We start from the raw sequence: 17140 nt of genomic DNA on the forward strand, positions 1-17140 counted from the left end.
ACAATGGCAAAACAATTTTCCCTTAAACTAATAACATTTTCTATCCTAGCGTTTACGTTAACAAGTTGCGATTCAAATTCAACAGCGACTACGACTAAAACAGCTTCTGAATATAACAATCCTTATGAAGCTCAAGTAGATTCCATTTTAGGTCTTATGACTTTAGATGAAAAAATTGGGCAGCTTAACCTTCCTGTGTCTGGAGATATTACCACAGGACAAGGAAAAAGCTCTGACGTGGGCAAAAAAATCCAAAAGGGATTAGTGGGTGGAATGTTCAATATCAAATCGGTTGAAAAGATTAGAGCAGTTCAAAAAATTGCAGTTGAAGAAAGTCGCTTAAAAATTCCATTGCTATTTGGAATGGATGTAATACACGGCTACGAAACCACATTTCCCATTCCATTAGGTTTATCCGCTACTTGGGATATGGAACTTATAGAAAAAACAGCACGTATGGCAGCAACGGAAGCCAGTGCCGATGGTATTAACTGGACCTTTTCTCCAATGGTAGATATTTCGAGAGATCCACGTTGGGGACGCGTATCTGAAGGTAATGGTGAAGACCCTTATTTAGGTAGCCGTATTGCGGAAGCGATGGTGAGAGGGTATCAGCAAGATGACTTAAGTGAAAACAATACCTTAATGGCTTGTGTAAAACATTTTGCACTGTATGGTGCCTCAGAAGCTGGTCGTGATTACAATACGGTCGATATGAGTAAAATTAGAATGTATAATGAATATTTAGAGCCATACAAAGCAGCAATTGATGCTGGAGTTGGATCTGTTATGGCATCATTTAATGAAATTGATGGAGTACCAGCAACAGGAAACAAATGGTTATTGACAGATTTGTTACGAGAGGATTGGGGTTTTAATGGCTTTGTAGTTACTGATTATACCGGAATCTACGAAATGATGGCCCATGGTGTCGGTAATGAAGAAGAGGTTGTAGCTCAGGCCTTAAATGCAGGTATCGATATGGATATGGCAGGTGATTCACCAGTAGCAACAGCGGCTTTTGTAAAATCACTAAAAGATGCTTTGAATAAAGGCATGGTTAAAATTGAAGATATAGACACAGCAGTAAAACGGATGTTAACAGCTAAATATGAGCTTGGATTGTTCGATGATCCTTATAGATATCTAGATAGTGACAGAGCAAAAAATGAAGTATTTACTGATGAAAATAGAGCCTTTGCAAGAAAAGTAGGTGCCGAGTCAACGGTATTACTTAAAAATGAAGACAACCTACTACCATTAAAGAAAGAAGGTACTATTGCATTAATAGGTCCCTTAGGTAATAATGCCGTAAATATGGCTGGTACTTGGAGTGTCGCAACCAGGCAAGAAAAATCTAATCCATTTTTAGCTGGATTAAAAACCGTGGTTGGTGACCAAGCCAAGGTACTATATGCTAAAGGAAGTAACCTCGATTACGATTTAGAACTCGAACAGAGAGCAACCATGTTTGGTAAGTCTATTCCTAGAGATGGTAGATCAGATAAAGAACTTTTAGACGAAGCATTAAATATTGCTAATAAGGCAGACGTCATTGTTGCCGCTATTGGTGAATCTGCAGAATTTAGTGGTGAAAGTAGTAGTAGAACAGACATAGGAATTCCTCAAGTTCAGAAAGATTTATTAAATGCTTTGCTTAAAACAGGGAAGCCAGTAGTACTCGTATTGTTTACTGGTAGACCTTTAGAGTTGGTTGAAGAGCATAAAAATGTACCTGCAATTCTTAATGTGTGGTTTCCAGGCAGTGAAGCTGGTTTAGCCATCTCAGATGTTTTATTTGGAGATGTCAATCCTTCTGGTAAATTAACGGCAACGTTTCCAAGAAGTGTAGGGCAAATTCCAATTTTTTACAATCATAAAAATACAGGAAGACCTTTAATGAATGAGGAAGGGAAGTTTGAAAAATTCCGTAGTAATTATATCGATGAACGCAACGAGCCATTGTACCCTTTTGGTTATGGCTTAAGCTATACAACATTCGATTATTCAAATTTAAACTTAAATACTAATACAATCGGAATGGATGGTTCCGTTGAGGTTTCTGTTGAGGTTACTAATTCTGGTGATTATGATGGGAAAGAAGTTGTGCAACTGTACATTAGAGATGTGGTAGGTTCCGTTACTCGACCTTTAAAAGAACTAAAAGGCTTTCAAAAAGTAGAGATTAAAAAAGGTGAAACAAAAACGGTCACTTTTAACCTCACGGTAGAAGATTTAAAATTCTATAATTCAGATTTAGATTTTGTAGCAGAGCCAGGGAAATTTCACGTGTTTGTAGGTACAGATTCTACAACCAAGATGATGGCAGAATTTGAATTGACAAAATAATAATATTATGAAGTTAAGATTTCTATACATAATTCTATGTGGTACGCTTAGTACTGGTTTTTCTCAAAACTATGAAGCTAAAGTCGATTCTTTAATTAATCTTATGACACTTCAAGAAAAGATAGGCCAAACGGTAATGTATAGTGGTCACTGGGATCAAACCGGACCGTTTGTTGGTGCTGATAATGGTAAATATATTCGGGAGGGCAATATGGGCGCCATGCTTAATGCGATGTCTGTAAAGGGCACGCGCGATTTACAAAAAATTGCAGTCGAAGAAAGCCGCCTAGGTATTCCATTGTTATTTGGTTACGATGTAATTCATGGTCATCGCACTATTTTTCCTATTAACCTTGGGTTGTCTGCGAGTTGGGACTTAAAAATGGTTGAAGAGAGTTCTCGTATTGCAGCAGAAGAAGCGTCGGCAGAAGGTATTCACTGGACGTTTGCACCTATGATAGATGTGTCTAGAGAGCCGCGTTGGGGACGCATTTCTGAAGGTGCTGGTGAAGATGTCTTTCTCAATAACGAAATAGGAAAAGCCTACGTTCGTGGATTTCAGGGAGACGATTTATCGCAACCCAATACCGTCTTAGCTTGCGCAAAACATTATGTAGCCTATGGTGCTGCTCAAGCTGGACGCGATTATCACACTACAAATATGGGAGAAGGTGAATTGCGTAATGTGTATTTACCACCTTTTAAAGCAGCCGTTGATGCTGGTGTGGAAACATTTATGTCTGCTTTCAACGAACTAAATGGTGTGCCAACATCTGGTAATAAATTTACGCTAAGAGATATTCTTAGAGACGAGTGGAAGTTTGATGGTTTTGTCGTTTCAGATTATACCTCAATCAATGAAATGATTCAACATGGCTTTGCTAAAGATAGTATTGATGCGGCCAGAATTGGGATGAATGCCGGAGTCGATATGGATATGGTTGGGCATGTGTACCGATTACATCTTAAAACATTAGTTGAAGAGGGCAAAGTTTCCGAAGCGTATATAAATGACGCTTGTAAACGCATTTTACTAGCTAAATTTAAGTTGGGATTGTTTGATGACCCTTATCGCTATATTGACGAGTTGAGAGAAGCTAATACAGCTTATAAACCAGAGTTTTTAGCTAAAGCTAGAGAAATTGCAGCTGCTTCGTCGGTTTTATTACAAAACAATAATAAGGTTTTACCACTTTCAAAAAAGACAAAAAGCATTGCCTTTATTGGACCATTGGTAAAGGACGAAGCCGATATTCTTGGCAATTGGGCGGCTAAAGGTGAACGTGGAGGGAAAGCGGTTAGCGTCTTTGAAGGTGTTTCGGAATATCTAAAGGCCAATCAAATATTATATGCTAAAGGCTGTGACATTTTAAATGATGATAGATCTGGTTTTGAAGAGGCAATTTCTATATCTCAAAAAGCAGATCAAATTGTTTTAGTTATGGGTGAAAATCACCATATGAGTGGAGAGGCAGCATCGAGAACAGATTTAAAAATTCCTGGTATCCAACCAGAATTGATCAAAAAAATACGAGAAGCTAATCCTAATAAGAATATTACATTGGTATTAATGAATGGTCGACCTCTTAACCTTTCTGATGAGGTTAATTTAGTAGATGCCATTTTAGAAGTTTGGTTTCCTGGAACTATGGGAGGTGCCGCTACTGCAGATTTACTTTTTGGAACGGTTAATCCTTCTGGGAAATTAACGGTTACTTTTCCTAGAAATGTGGGTCAGGTGCCTATCTATTACAATATGAAAAATACAGGACGCCCAATTCCTGAGAACAATCCAAAACAAGATTATAAAAGCAATTATATTGATGTACCAAACACTCCGTTATTCGTTTTTGGACATGGCTTAAGTTATACGAAATTTAGATATTCGGATTTAAAATTGTCTTCAGAAAACTTAACCTTTTCAAGCACCATTGAAGCTAGTGTTAAGATTACAAACACAGGTAATATAGATGGGTTTGAAATTGTACAACTTTATATTCATGATAAGGTAGGAAGTGTAACAAGGCCAGTTAAAGAATTAAAAGGCTTTCAAAAGATATTCCTTAAAAAAGGAGAATCTAAAACGGTCACTTTTACCATTTCAGCAGAAGACTTAAAATTTTATAATAGTGACATGATTTATGGTGTGGAAATTGGCGAATTTGAAATTGCCATTGCGCCAAGTTCTGACTTTAAATTTAAGCACACTTTTAACCTAAACGATTAATAGCAAGTAGTTATGCCACATATGATTTGTAAGATTCACCCCCTTTTCTTAATGTTATGTGTGGCTTATTCGTATTTAGGTTTCTCACAAACTAAAATCATAAATTCTGGATGGCAATTCTCAGAAGATAAAACGAACTGGCAAACGGTAAATATTCCGCATACTTGGAATCAGGATGATGCGTTTGATGATGACTCAGGTTACAGAAGAGGTTTAGGCTATTATCAAAAACACATTTTTTTCAGCTCAGAAACCAGTGCAAATAATCATTATTTAAAGTTTAATGCTGTAAACCAAGACGCAACCGTCTATGTAAATGGCAAAGAAATTGGTAACCACAAAGGAGGTTATACAGCATTCAATTTTAATATTTCTGAATATATAAACTATGATACTTACAATGTTATAGAAGTTACCGTAGATAATTCACACAATGAAGATATACCACCTTTAGATGCCGATTTCACCTTTTACGGAGGTATATATCGTGATGTGGAATTAATAAGTTTACCAAAGCAACATTTTAGTTTAGAAGATTTTGCTTCTGAAGGTTTTTATGTTAATTATCCACACGTTTCTAAAGAAAAAGCAAGCATAGAAATTACAACACTTCTTAAAAACACAGCATTAAATAAGGTAAAAACAGCATTAGAGCTTGTTCTTACCGATGCGGATGGTAACGTGGTGAAAACCCACATAGAAACTTTACAACTTAAGCCACAATCAATTGATGAATTTAAGTTGCTACTACCTGAAATTAAGCATCCAAAATTATGGTCGCCAGATGATCCTTATTTGTATAAATTACAACTTATTCTCAAAAATAAAACAGGAGCAATTGTAGATACTAAAACGACCAATATCGGATTTAGATGGGTCTCTGTTGATGCTAAAAAAGGCTTTTATTTAAATGGAGAGCCGATAAAATTAATAGGAGTCAATCGTCATCAAGATTATGAGGGTTATGGTAATGCTGTACCTATGGCACTTCAGAAAAAGGATATTGAACTGATTAAAGATATGGGTTCAAATGTTATCCGTTTTGCTCATTATCCTCACGCGAGAGAATTGTACAAAATGTGCGATGAACTTGGTATTTTAGTCTGGACAGAAATTCCTGTTGTGAATAAAGTTACAAATTCTGAAGCCTTTTTTGAAACATCAATAAAGATGCAAAAGGAGCATCTTAAGCAATATTATAATTATCCATCTGTGGTAATGTTTGGTTACATGAATGAAATTTTTTTACGTCTGGCATTCGATAAGAAAGAGTCTGACGCCGAAAAAGAAGAACGAAAAAAGTATACCTATCAACTTGCTAAACAGTTAGAGGATTTAACTCGAAAAGAAGCGCCAAACCATATTACAGTAATGGCACTTCACTTTAATGAGTTATATAATGAAACCAAAATAGCAGATTTATCGATGCTTGTGGGTTGGAACCTCTATTTTGGTTGGTATCATGATACCATTGAAGATTTAGGTGTGTTTTTAGACAATCAGCATCAACGCTATCCAGATCGTGCTATTATGATTTCTGAATACGGTCCAGGCGCAGATGTACGTGTTTCAGCCACGCAACCATCTCGATACGATTATTCCCAACAGTATCAGTTGTTATTGCATTCTGGGTATTACAATCAAGTGGAAGCGCGCGATTATGTAACCGGAATGACGGCTTGGAATTTCGCTGATTTTGGTTCAGAATTTAGAGGAGAAACAATTCCGCATGTTAACCAAAAAGGATTAGTACAATACAATCGAGAACCCAAAGAGGTCTATTATTGGTATCAGTCTGTTTTAAAAGAAAAAGAACCTCACATCCATATTGCTAATTATGAAGACACAATTACTTTGCTCAATAGCAACCAGTATGATGTAACTCTATTTTCTAATCAAAAAAAAGCGAAACTGTATGTTAACGATATTTATCTTCAAAATGTAACTTTTAAAGATGGTATGGCTATAGTTACTGTTCCTTTTGTTAATGGTATTAATACGCTTAAGGCCGAAACAGAAATGCATTCTGATGTGCTTCAAATAAAAGCGAACGTGATAAAGACCCTTAAAGAAAATCCTAATCAGAAACTAGCGATTAATATAGGTACACATATTAATTATAGCGATGATGTTAATGGAGTAACTTTTCTTCAAGATAGAGTTTATACAAAAGGTTTATATGGATATGTACCAAGTTCTGGGAAATGTGAAAAGAAATTAGTGCCTTTTAATATTAGTAACAGCAATCAGGAGGCCATTTTTCAAACTATGCTTGTGGATTGTGAAACTTATAAAGTGGATATACCTAATGGAAGCTATAAGATAACCTTATATTTTGTGGAGCCAGACTTAAAAAACAAAGCGAATATTGTATTCAACTTATCCAATTCAGATGAAACGTCTAATACGAATATTTCTCATAGAGTTTTTGATATTAGTTTAAATGATAAAACTGTAGTAAGTCAGTTTAATATGGCAAAAGCCTACAGCGCTAAATATGGGATTACTCAAACTTTTGAGGTTGATATTAATAATAACGTCGGACTAACAATTGGGCTCAATGCCATAAAAGGGGATACTGTTATTAGTGGTATTTTAATAGAAAAAATAGATTAAATGAATAGAATAATAATAGCATTTGCTATACTTGTAACATGTGGGATTTCTGCTCAGAATATGGATACTTATATCTATGCCATTAAAGGAAATGATACTTTAAGGTTAGATGTCTTTACTCCAAAAAATATTAAAAAATCCGACTCACTACCGGTATTGTTATGGATGCATGGTGGTGGATTTTCAGGTAGTCATCGCGCATATCCAGATGACAATAAATTGGTAAAATATGCAGCTGAAAAGCAAGGCTATATTGGTGTGTCTATCGATTACCGTTTACTAAGAAAAAATACAGTTACAGGTTTTGGATGTGATTGCACTAAAGATGACAAAGTTGAAACATTTAAGCAAGCCGCTATAGATTATTTAGATGCAGCAAAGTTTTTAGTGGAAAACGCCAAATCGTTACAAATTGATACCTCTAAAATTATAGCAGGAGGCAGTAGTGCGGGCGCAGAAGGCATACTTAATGCCGTCTTTATGAAAGATTACTTTGTTTTAGATAAAAAGGCTTATAATAATGTGTCCTTTGCGGGCTTATTTTCGTGTGCTGGTGCTGTGGTTGATGCGAGATATATAACTAAAGAAAATGCAATTCCGGCCGTTTTATATCATGGAACAGAAGATCGGTTAGTGCCATTTGGGAATGCTTCTCATCACTATTGTAATCCAAAGAAAGATGGTTACATGGTGTTAGATGGTTCAGCACGTATTGTAGAAAAACTGCGTGACTTTGAAACTGCTTACTATTTTAATATTGTAAAAGGTGCTGGTCATGAAATTGCGCGAATTCCATTTGAAGAATTAGATCAAATCTTTCAATTTTTTGAAAGTACTATGATTAACAATAAAGTCATTCAAACCAAAATAATAAAAACGAAAGCATAATGAGATATTTAGCTGTATGTGTTCTTAGTTTATTAGTGCTTCAATCGTGTAAAAATGATTCGCAAAAGCCTAGTGAGTCTAAGCCAACGAAGCGTCCTAATATTGTTTATATCATGGCAGATGACCATGCAGAACAAGCAATCAGTGCATATGGTCACCCGATTAGTCAATTAGCGCCAACGCCTAATATAGACCGTATTGCAAAGGAAGGAGCTTTGTTTACAAATAACTTTTGTACCAATTCTATTTGTGGACCAAGTCGAGCTGTGGTTTTAACGGGTAAATTTAGCCATGTTAACGGTTTTAGAATGAATGGAAACAAGTTTGATGGTAGTCAACAAACTTTTCCAAAATTATTACAACAAGCCGGTTATAGTACGGCAGTTATCGGAAAATGGCATTTAGATGGCTTGCCAAAAGGCTTTGATTACTGGAAGATTCTTACAGATCAAGGGAATTATTACAATCCAGATTTTATTGCAATTAACGCGGCAACTAAGGCTGTTGATACCACAAGAGTAGAGGGATATGCCACAGATATTATAACACAAGATGGTATTGCATATCTTAATTCAGTTAAGGATAGTGATAAACCTTTTATGTTAATGTTACAACATAAAGCACCACACAGAAACTGGATGCCAGCATTACGACACGCCAATAAATTTGATGATGTCGAATTCCCATTACCAGACACTTATTTTACGGCGCATGACGGGTCTTTGGCATCTCAAAAACAGCTTCAAACGATTTATCAAGACATGTATGAAGGTCACGATTTAAAACTGACGAAATCTAAAGGAAATCCCGAATTAGCTTGGAACCCTTGGAAATCAGATTTTGAACGTATGACAGCAGAACAACGCAGAGCTTGGGACAGTGCTTATCGAGATAAAAATGATGCTTTTCATGATGCACAACTCTCAGGAAAAGATTTGGCAAAGTATAAGGGGCAACGTTATTTAAAAGATTACCTTGCTACAATTGCATCTATGGACGAAGGTATTGGTGAGGTGTTAGATTATCTTGAAGACAATGGTTTAGCCGAAAATACAATTGTGGTCTATACTACAGATCAAGGATTTTATTTAGGTGAAAAAGGTTGGTTTGATAAACGCTATATGTACGAAGAATCACTAGCCATGCCATTACTAATGAAGTATCCAGGTACCATTCGGCCCGGAACTGTGATAGAAGACTTAACACAGAATCTCGATTTTGCCGAAACATTTTTAGATTATGCCAATGCAGAAATCCCAGAAGATATGCAAGGAAAATCGTTACGTCCATTATTAGAACAGACCTTTGATGGCGAAGACTTTAGAGACGCTGTGTATTACCATTATTATGATTATCCTGCATTTCATATGGTGAAAAAACACTATGGTATTCGGACCAAACGCTATAAGTTAATTCATTTTTATGATGATATTGATACATGGGAATTATACGATTTAGAAGCAGATCCTAAAGAGGTTAAAAATCAAATTGATAATGAGGATTACGATGTTATTGAAGCGCAATTGAGAAGACGACTAAAAGCACTTCAGGAAGAATACAATGTTAAAGCCGAAGAATTTAAACAAGCACCTGAAGCACAGGTAGAACGCGCCTATAAACAATTTGAAAGATTACGTGGTAAAACCGGTACATCTTACAATCCAGAAACAGATAAAGATACTAATTTATAACCTATGAAAAACATACTTTTTTTAGCCCTTATAGCATCACTTTTTTCTTGTAAAAATGAAACGACGATATCAGAGAATCAAACCTCGTCAGACAAGCGTAAAGCTGAAATAACAAAAGGCTATGATACATATATAAACCCTTTAGATATAGATTATACTTATATGGTTTATAATTCTAGTCAGAATAAATCTTACCGATCTGGTGCAGATCCGGCTGTTATAGAATTTAAAGGAGAGTATTATATGTTTGTCACCCGTTCTTTTGGGTATTGGCATTCTACAGATTTAATGAACTGGAATTTTATAAAGTCGCAACAATGGTTTTTTGAAGGTAGTAATGCGCCAACAGCTTTTAATTATAAAGATTCTCTAGTATATTTTGCAGGTGATCCGGCTGGATATGGAAGTATATTATATACCGACAACCCTAAGGAGGGGAAATGGACACCAACGGCATCGATTTCTACTAATATTCAGGATTCGGAATTATTTATAGATGATGACGGAGAAACATATCTATATTGGGGTTCTTCTAACTTACACCCACTTCGTGTAAAACAATTGAATAAAGATGATCGGTTTTTAGAAACAGGAGTTAAAAAAGAACTTATTAATTTGGTAGAAGAAGAGCATGGATGGGAACGCTTCGGAGAAAATAATTTTCACCCAACGTTAAAAGAAGGCTATATGGAAGGTGCCTCCATGACTAAACACAACGGAAAATACTATTTACAATATGCCGCACCTGGCACGCAGTTTAATGTCTACGCAGATGGTGTTTATATTGGTGATACACCACTTGGTCCTTTTGAATATATGAAAAATAATCCGATGAGTTTTAAACCTGGTGGATTTACCAATGGAGCTGGCCATGGGATAACTGTAAAACAAACCAATGGTCAATATTGGCATGTGGCTACAATGGCATTGGCGTCTAATGCACAATGGGAACGTCGTTTGTGTATGTTTCCAACTTATTTTGACGATGATGGTTTAATGTACACCAATACGGCTTATGGAGATTATCCGCGTTTTGGTTCTAATCATCCTACAAAAGCAGGTCATCATAATGGATGGATGTTGCTGTCGTATAAAGGAGAGGTTAAGGTTTCTTCTTCATTAAAGCAAATTATGAAATTTACGTCTAATGACGACGCTGTAGAAGTTACAGAATTGCCAACTGAGACAGATAAAGAAGGAAATATAGTGTCTAAAGTATTAACCGACGAAAACCCTAAAACCTTTTGGGTTGCTGAAGCTAATGATGATAAGCAATGGTTAACTATCAAAATGCAAAATGCTGGAAATATCCATGCATTTCAGTTAAATTTTCACGATCATGAATCTGGAATCTATACACGTACCGAAGGCTTAAAGCATCAATTTACAATCGAAGTATCAGACGATGGTAATAATTGGCAAACGGTAGTTGACAGAAGTGCAAGTGAAAAGGATACACCAAACGCTTATATTGTATTAGATGAAGCGGTAAAAGCAAAGTATGTACGCTATAACAATGTAAAAGTACCAGGAGCCAACTTTGCGATGTCTGAGTTTAGAGTGTTTGGACTAGGACTTGGTGAAAAACCATCAAATGTAGAGGGATTCAAAGTAAACAGAGCTGAAGATCGTAGAGATGCATCATTTACTTGGGAAAAAGTAGAAGGAGCTCAAGGTTATAATATACGTTGGGGCATTGCAGAAGACAAGCTCTACCAATCTTGGCAAGTGTACGATACAACTGAGCATTTGATGCGTTGTTTAGATCGCGATACTCCCTATTATTTTACTATAGAAGCGTTTAGTGAGAATGGCATTTCGGAACCAAGTGAAATCATTTTTGTAAAGTAATTATGAAGCACCTTCTCATTTTTATCATAGCCTTATGGTGCTTAGTCACAAAAGCACAAGAGCTAAAAATTATGAGCTATAATATTAAGCTCGATTATCCCAAAGAAGGAGAACATAGCTGGACGAACAGAAAACCATTTTTTATAAAACAACTTAAGTTTTATGAACCTGACGTTATGGGAGTTCAAGAAGCTATGCCAAATCAAATGAAAGATATGGATAGTCTTTTGGTAGATTATAGCTATGTAGGTGTTGGACGTGATGATGGAAAAGATTCAGGCGAATATTCGGCCATATTTTACAAAACGGATAAATTTACTATTGTAAAATCTGGAACGTTTTGGTTATCTGAAACACCAGAAAACGTTTCTATGGGTTGGGATGCAGTCTGTAATAGAATTTGCACCTATGCTTTGCTAAAAGATACCATTTCGGGTAAGATGTTTTGGGTGTTTAATACCCATTTTGATCATGTGAGTAAAGTAGCTAGAAAAAATAGTGCTGAGCTCATTGTTCAAAAAATAAAAAGCTTAAATAGCGAGAATTATCCTGTTGTATTAACGGGTGATTTTAATATGGAGCCAGAACATCCTAGTATAGAATACATTAAAACGACATTAAAGGATGCTAAAGATATTGCAAAACTTACGTTTGGTCCAGAAGGTACTTTTAACGGCTTTCAATTTAATAAACCAGTAACCAGACGAATAGATTATGCTTTTGTGAGTAAAAATATAGATGTCATTAAATATGCAGTATTAAGTGATAATTGGAATTTACATTATCCCTCTGACCATTTACCAATTTTAATTACATTGCGCTTGTAAAACCAAAATAAAACGAAGTCTCTAACTAAACTATAAAATAAATTTAAAAATGAAAAAAGGTGTTTTTCTATTATTAATCGCAGCAGTTTCCGCTTTAGGAGGTTTGCTATTTGGGTATGATACAGGTGTCATTAATGGAGCACAATTTTATCTTACAGAACATTTTGGTTTAAGCGATGCCTTAAAAGGATGGGTTGTAGGTAGTGCACTTTTGGGTTGCCTTGTCGGTGCTATTGCAGCTGCACCATTGAGTATTTTAATTGGTCGAAAATGGTCCTTAATTATTTCTGCAATTTTCTTTACCATTTCAGCCTACGGATCGGGTTTACCAGAATTATTTCCGCAAACCGTTAGTATGTTGGTTGTATTTAGAATTATTGGAGGTTTAGGTATTGGTGTAGCCTCTATGAATGCACCTATGTATATAGCAGAAATTGCGCCTTCAAACATTAGAGGACGTATGGTAACTTATTACCAATTAGCTATTGTAATTGGCTTTTTTGTAGTGTTCTTAGCCACTTACTTTATAGGTAATGAGTTAAGTGTTGAAGAAAATATTGAATTTGGTTGGAGACGGATGTTTTGGTCAGAGTTAATACCGAGCCTTCTGTTTTTAATTTTATTATTTATTGTACCTAAAAGTCCTAGGTGGTTGGCTTTAAAAGGTAAAGACGCAGATGCTTTGGCTGTATTACAGAAAATAAATGGAAATGAAGTTGCGGAAAAAGAGATGCATCAAATTAAGGAGTCTTTAAATGAAACCAATGATGGAGTTAAAGTGAGCTATTTTTCTAAGGCTGTTTTTGTAATCATAGCCATAGGAACTGTACTTTCTATGTTACAACAGTTTACAGGAATTAATGCTGTATTATATTATGGAGCCGATATTTTTGAAAAAGCTCTTGGTTTTGGAAAAGAAGATGTGCTTGCTCAGCAAATTCTATTGGCTTTTGTTAATTTAGTATTCACATTTGTGGCGATGTTTACCGTAGATAAATTTGGAAGAAAACCACTGCTATATATTGGATCTGCAGGCATGATTGTTGGTTTTTTACTTTTAGGTATTACACTTCAGCAAGAAAATGTGGGTGTACTATCCTTAATAGGAGTCTTGCTTTTTATTGCTTCATTTGCCTTATCTATGGGACCAGTAGTTTGGGTTTTACTATCAGAAATGTTTCCTAATAAAATACGAAGTGTTGCCATGTCGGTAGCTGTGGCTGCACAATGGGCTGCAAATTATATCGTGTCGCAATCGTTCCCTGTAGTAATGGGAAGTGAAACCAATAATAGTGCGCCATGGAATGGCTCTTTACCATATTACATCTTCATCGTTTTTATCTTGGTGATTGTTTATGTGACATATAAATTTATACCAGAAACCAAAGGTAAGTCTCTTGAAGAGATTGAAGAATTTTGGAAATAATAGTTAATAAACATACATTTAAAAAGCCGATTCCTAGGAATCGGCTTTTTTAGTATTAGCGTGTAACCCAAAAAAAATAAATGTTTTTATTTCAGTTCCGGAATCACTAAAAATGGAATGATAGTGTGAAATCCAATTTTCTGTATAACGGGCTCATTTAAGAAATTCTCAATAAAGCTGTGTTTGTAGTTTATCATGGCAAGAATATTAATATCAAATTCCTTTATAAAGTCTTTAATGATTTGCTCTTTGGTTCCAAAATTTGGTTTCCAGTTTACACAACTCGGATAATCTTCAAGATAAGCTTTTAGCATGGCTAGATTATAATTTTGTTTTTCTGAAAGATTGTCTTTTTCATTAATATGTAAGACTCTGATTTTAGAATTATGCAACTTGGTGATTTGCAATAATGGTTCTAATTCATCGCCATAAAATCTATTAAAATCAGTAGGAAATGCTATTTGTTTTAGTGGTACAAAATTATAACCGCTTGGGATAACTAAATTGGGGCAAAGTCTAACCTTATTGATGATATTAACGGTATTACTTCCAAAAATAAATTCTTTTGCACCTGTAGCGCCTTTGGTGCCCATTACAACCAAATTTATTTTATAGGCTTTAATCGTTTCCTCAATAGTGTTAACAAGTGGATCGGAGCTAAATACAGTTTCAAATTTGTGTTTAGGGTTTATAGCATCAGCTTCAACCTTATCTTTAATATTAGTGAGCTCACGTTTTGCCTCTTCTTTATTGTTGTCAATATATGTTGATGTGATATAAGTCCTAGACTTTTGGTTTTTAAAAGACCAAGCGTGTAATAAATAAAATGTACAAGCTTCGTTAGCATACAACTTTAAGGTATAATTTATGGCAGTCCATGAATTATCTGAAAAATCTGTTGGAAGTAAAATGTGATGTCTCATAATGTCAGTATCAACTTATATAACAAAATTAGTTTACGTCAATTTTAATTAAAATGATTTATATCATCTTTGAGGTATCACCATAAAAGGAATTTTGGGTTGAAACCCGATACTTTTTATGACTGGTTCTTTAATGATATTTTCAATAAAACTATGCTTGTAATTAATCATTACAAGAATATTAATATCGAGGTCTTCTGTAAAATTTTGAATGGCTTTTGCTTTTTTATCATCCTTAGATATCCAATGGAAAGTTGGGTTGTAATTTTCTAATTCCATTTTTAGCAATGTTAAATTCTTCTTTTGTACCTCTGAGATAGTGTCTTCATCATTAATATGAAGCACTCTAATAATGGAATGATTGAGCTCTGCTAGTTGCTTTAAAGCTTCTAATTCGTTATCGTAAGCACGATTATAGTCGGTAGGAAAAGCAATTTGCTCTGGTATTTCAAAGTTATATGCGTTAGGGATAACTAGAATCGGACATTGTGTAACCTGTTTAATAACGTTTACAGTATTGCTTCCAAAAAGTAATTCCGTCGCTTTAGTTTCACCTTTAGTACCCATTATTAAAAGATCTATTTTTACTTTGTCTATAATGGCTTCTATAGAACTATTTAGATCATTAGTGCTTAAGATTACTTCAAATGAATGATTGCTATTAGTGGAGTGCTTTTCTATTTTAGCCTTTAAGTCTGCTAAATCTTTTCTTGCTTTATCTGCTAAAACACGTATTAGTTTATTAGACATGCTAGACATTAAAGAGACTTTCATTCTAGACGAATGTAATAAGTGAAAAGTACACTGCTCTTTTTCGTATAATTTAATAGCATATAAGGCCGCACTAAAGGCGTTCTCTGAAAAATCGGTGGGTAAAAGGATGTGTTTTGGCATGAGTCGTATATGATAAAATAGTTAGTTTCTTTGTCTTTAAATTTTTAATTTCAAATGGTGTTTTAAACGCTAAAAACGAAATGCTTTTATCCCAGTCTACAGCACTATATTTGTGTGGTAATCATGTAAATATTTGAATAGCATTGCGTTATGTTGAAATTGTAATATAAAATTAGAGATAAAATAAATTTTGAACTATGATAAAAATCAGTGTTATTATCATCTCAAGTAAGTATAGTGTATCCTTATAAAGTTAAAATGAATGACTTTAAGTATGGTGATACTCTCTTTTTTTGGTTTGTTTATGATATGTAGGCAGAAAAATAAATCTATTATTCTATAAATGTGATTTTAGTTAGGCCTAAGATCTAAAAAGCAAATCGGTTTAAAGCGTATAGGTGTTGATATTGCCATCTTCATTATATCCTATAGTATTGATGTTAGACATATGTTCGATGTTTTTTCTATACTCCTTAGGAGTGACATTCATCTTTTTCTTAAAGATTCTGTTGAAATTAGAAATATTATTAAAGCCACATTCGTAGCAAATTTCTCTAATCGTTTTATTCGTTTCTTGAAGTAATCTTATTGTTTGGGTGATTCTAAACTCAATAACAAATTGTGTGAAGTTTTTGTTAGTTCGTTTTTTAAAGAAATGGCTAAAAGCTGAGTCGCTCATATTATTAATTTGCGCAATTTTAGATAAACTCAAACTATCACTTTGGTAGTTAGCTATAATATAATCATAGGTTTTATGTATTTTTTGATTTTTTGTAAATTCAAAATTAGAACTAAAACTAGCGCCTGCAATAAAACTATAATCTCTGCTTATAGCTAAGTCATTAAGTATAGATAAGAATTTTATAGTGGCATCAAAACCACTTAGATTTATTAAATCATGTAGTTTAATTATTAAATCTCTTTTAGTGTCTCCTTCAAAAGATAAGCCTCTAAATGAATTTTCTAATAATTTTTTTATAGGTCGTAATGAGTTTGTGGTAAGGATGCTATTGTCTAGTAGATTTTTATCAAATTGAATGGTAATAACACTGGCTTTAGATTTGTTGTTATCGGTTCTTTCCCATTTGTGATACAAATTAGGACCTAATAAAACTAAATCTGTTTGTTGAAACTCATTTACAGAATCTCCAATAATCCGCCTTCCAGTACAATTCATTACCAAGTTTAGTTCAAACTCAGGATGTAAATGTATCGGGTAATCAAAAACCGCATTCTTATGATTCTGAATTACAAAAATATTCTCATCTCGTAAGGGCGTAATCTCTGAATAAATTTTCATTTTACTTATTTCTCAACAGGAAAGGATTAATATTGGCAATTTAATGATTATTTAATATAAAAATAGAAAATTCATAAAAGTATCATGTTTCAATTGTAAAGTGCAATTTTGAATCACATACAAAAACTAATTTTACTACATCGTTAAA

At 34.4% G+C, this 17140-nt stretch carries 11 protein-coding genes; 8 read left to right on the plus strand and 3 right to left on the minus strand.

The window, feature by feature from the left end; all coding sequences use genetic code 11:
• Nucleotides 1-3: 3 nt before the first annotated feature.
• Genes bglX (C8N41_RS05560) through C8N41_RS05595 form a run of 8 tightly spaced genes read left to right on the plus strand, consistent with a single transcriptional unit; the run spans nt 4 to nt 13875 of the window.
• Nucleotides 4-2349 (plus strand): beta-glucosidase BglX, encoded by a 2346-nt coding sequence (gene bglX, locus C8N41_RS05560; RefSeq protein ID WP_115838501.1) that lies wholly within the window; start codon nt 4-6, stop codon nt 2347-2349.
• A gap of 7 nt (nt 2350-2356) precedes the next feature.
• Nucleotides 2357-4576, plus strand: coding sequence for a beta-glucosidase BglX (gene bglX / locus C8N41_RS05565; protein ID WP_115838502.1), 2220 nt, complete (start codon nt 2357-2359; stop codon nt 4574-4576).
• Nucleotides 4577-4597: 21 nt separating this feature from the next.
• Nucleotides 4598-7192 (plus strand): glycoside hydrolase family 2 TIM barrel-domain containing protein, encoded by a 2595-nt coding sequence (locus C8N41_RS05570; RefSeq protein WP_211318182.1) that lies wholly within the window; start codon nt 4598-4600, stop codon nt 7190-7192.
• Entirely contained in the window at nt 7193-8080 is an 888-nt protein-coding gene (locus tag C8N41_RS05575) for an alpha/beta hydrolase (RefSeq protein WP_092444939.1), read from the plus strand.
• Complete coding sequence (locus C8N41_RS05580) at nt 8080-9771, plus strand: sulfatase family protein (RefSeq protein WP_115838504.1); 1692 nt, start codon at nt 8080-8082, stop codon at nt 9769-9771. The genes C8N41_RS05575 and C8N41_RS05580 overlap by 1 nt, the downstream gene beginning before the upstream one ends.
• Nucleotides 9772-9774: 3 nt before the next feature.
• A complete protein-coding gene (locus C8N41_RS05585; RefSeq protein WP_115838505.1) occupies nt 9775-11622 on the plus strand; it encodes a family 43 glycosylhydrolase in 1848 nt (615 codons plus the stop codon).
• Nucleotides 11623-11624: 2 nt separating this feature from the next.
• Nucleotides 11625-12449: an endonuclease/exonuclease/phosphatase family protein gene (locus C8N41_RS05590; RefSeq protein ID WP_115838506.1), complete on the plus strand. Its 825-nt coding sequence runs from the start codon at nt 11625-11627 to the stop codon at nt 12447-12449.
• A 49-nt stretch (nt 12450-12498) separates the two neighbouring features.
• Nucleotides 12499-13875, plus strand: a complete 1377-nt coding sequence (locus C8N41_RS05595) for a sugar porter family MFS transporter (protein ID WP_115838507.1) — start codon at nt 12499-12501, stop codon at nt 13873-13875.
• A gap of 86 nt (nt 13876-13961) precedes the next feature.
• On the opposite strand, the gene C8N41_RS05600 is transcribed toward C8N41_RS05595, so the two are convergent.
• The 3 genes from C8N41_RS05600 to C8N41_RS05610 form a co-directional block, all read right to left on the minus strand.
• A complete protein-coding gene (locus tag C8N41_RS05600; RefSeq protein WP_092444929.1) occupies nt 13962-14798 on the minus strand; it encodes a universal stress protein in 837 nt (278 codons plus the stop codon).
• 63 nt (nt 14799-14861) lie between these two features.
• Nucleotides 14862-15692 carry a universal stress protein gene (locus C8N41_RS05605; RefSeq protein ID WP_115838508.1) on the minus strand — a complete coding sequence of 277 codons (831 nt, stop codon included), beginning with the start codon at nt 15690-15692 and terminating at the stop codon, nt 14862-14864.
• 385 nt (nt 15693-16077) lie between these two features.
• Nucleotides 16078-16992 carry an AraC family transcriptional regulator gene (locus tag C8N41_RS05610; protein ID WP_092444925.1) on the minus strand — a complete coding sequence of 305 codons (915 nt, stop codon included), beginning with the start codon at nt 16990-16992 and terminating at the stop codon, nt 16078-16080.
• Between the last annotated feature and the right edge of the window lie 148 nt (nt 16993-17140).

The sequence above is a fragment of the Winogradskyella sediminis genome, from assembly GCF_003387355.1.
Lineage (GTDB): Bacteria > Bacteroidota > Bacteroidia > Flavobacteriales > Flavobacteriaceae > Winogradskyella > Winogradskyella sediminis.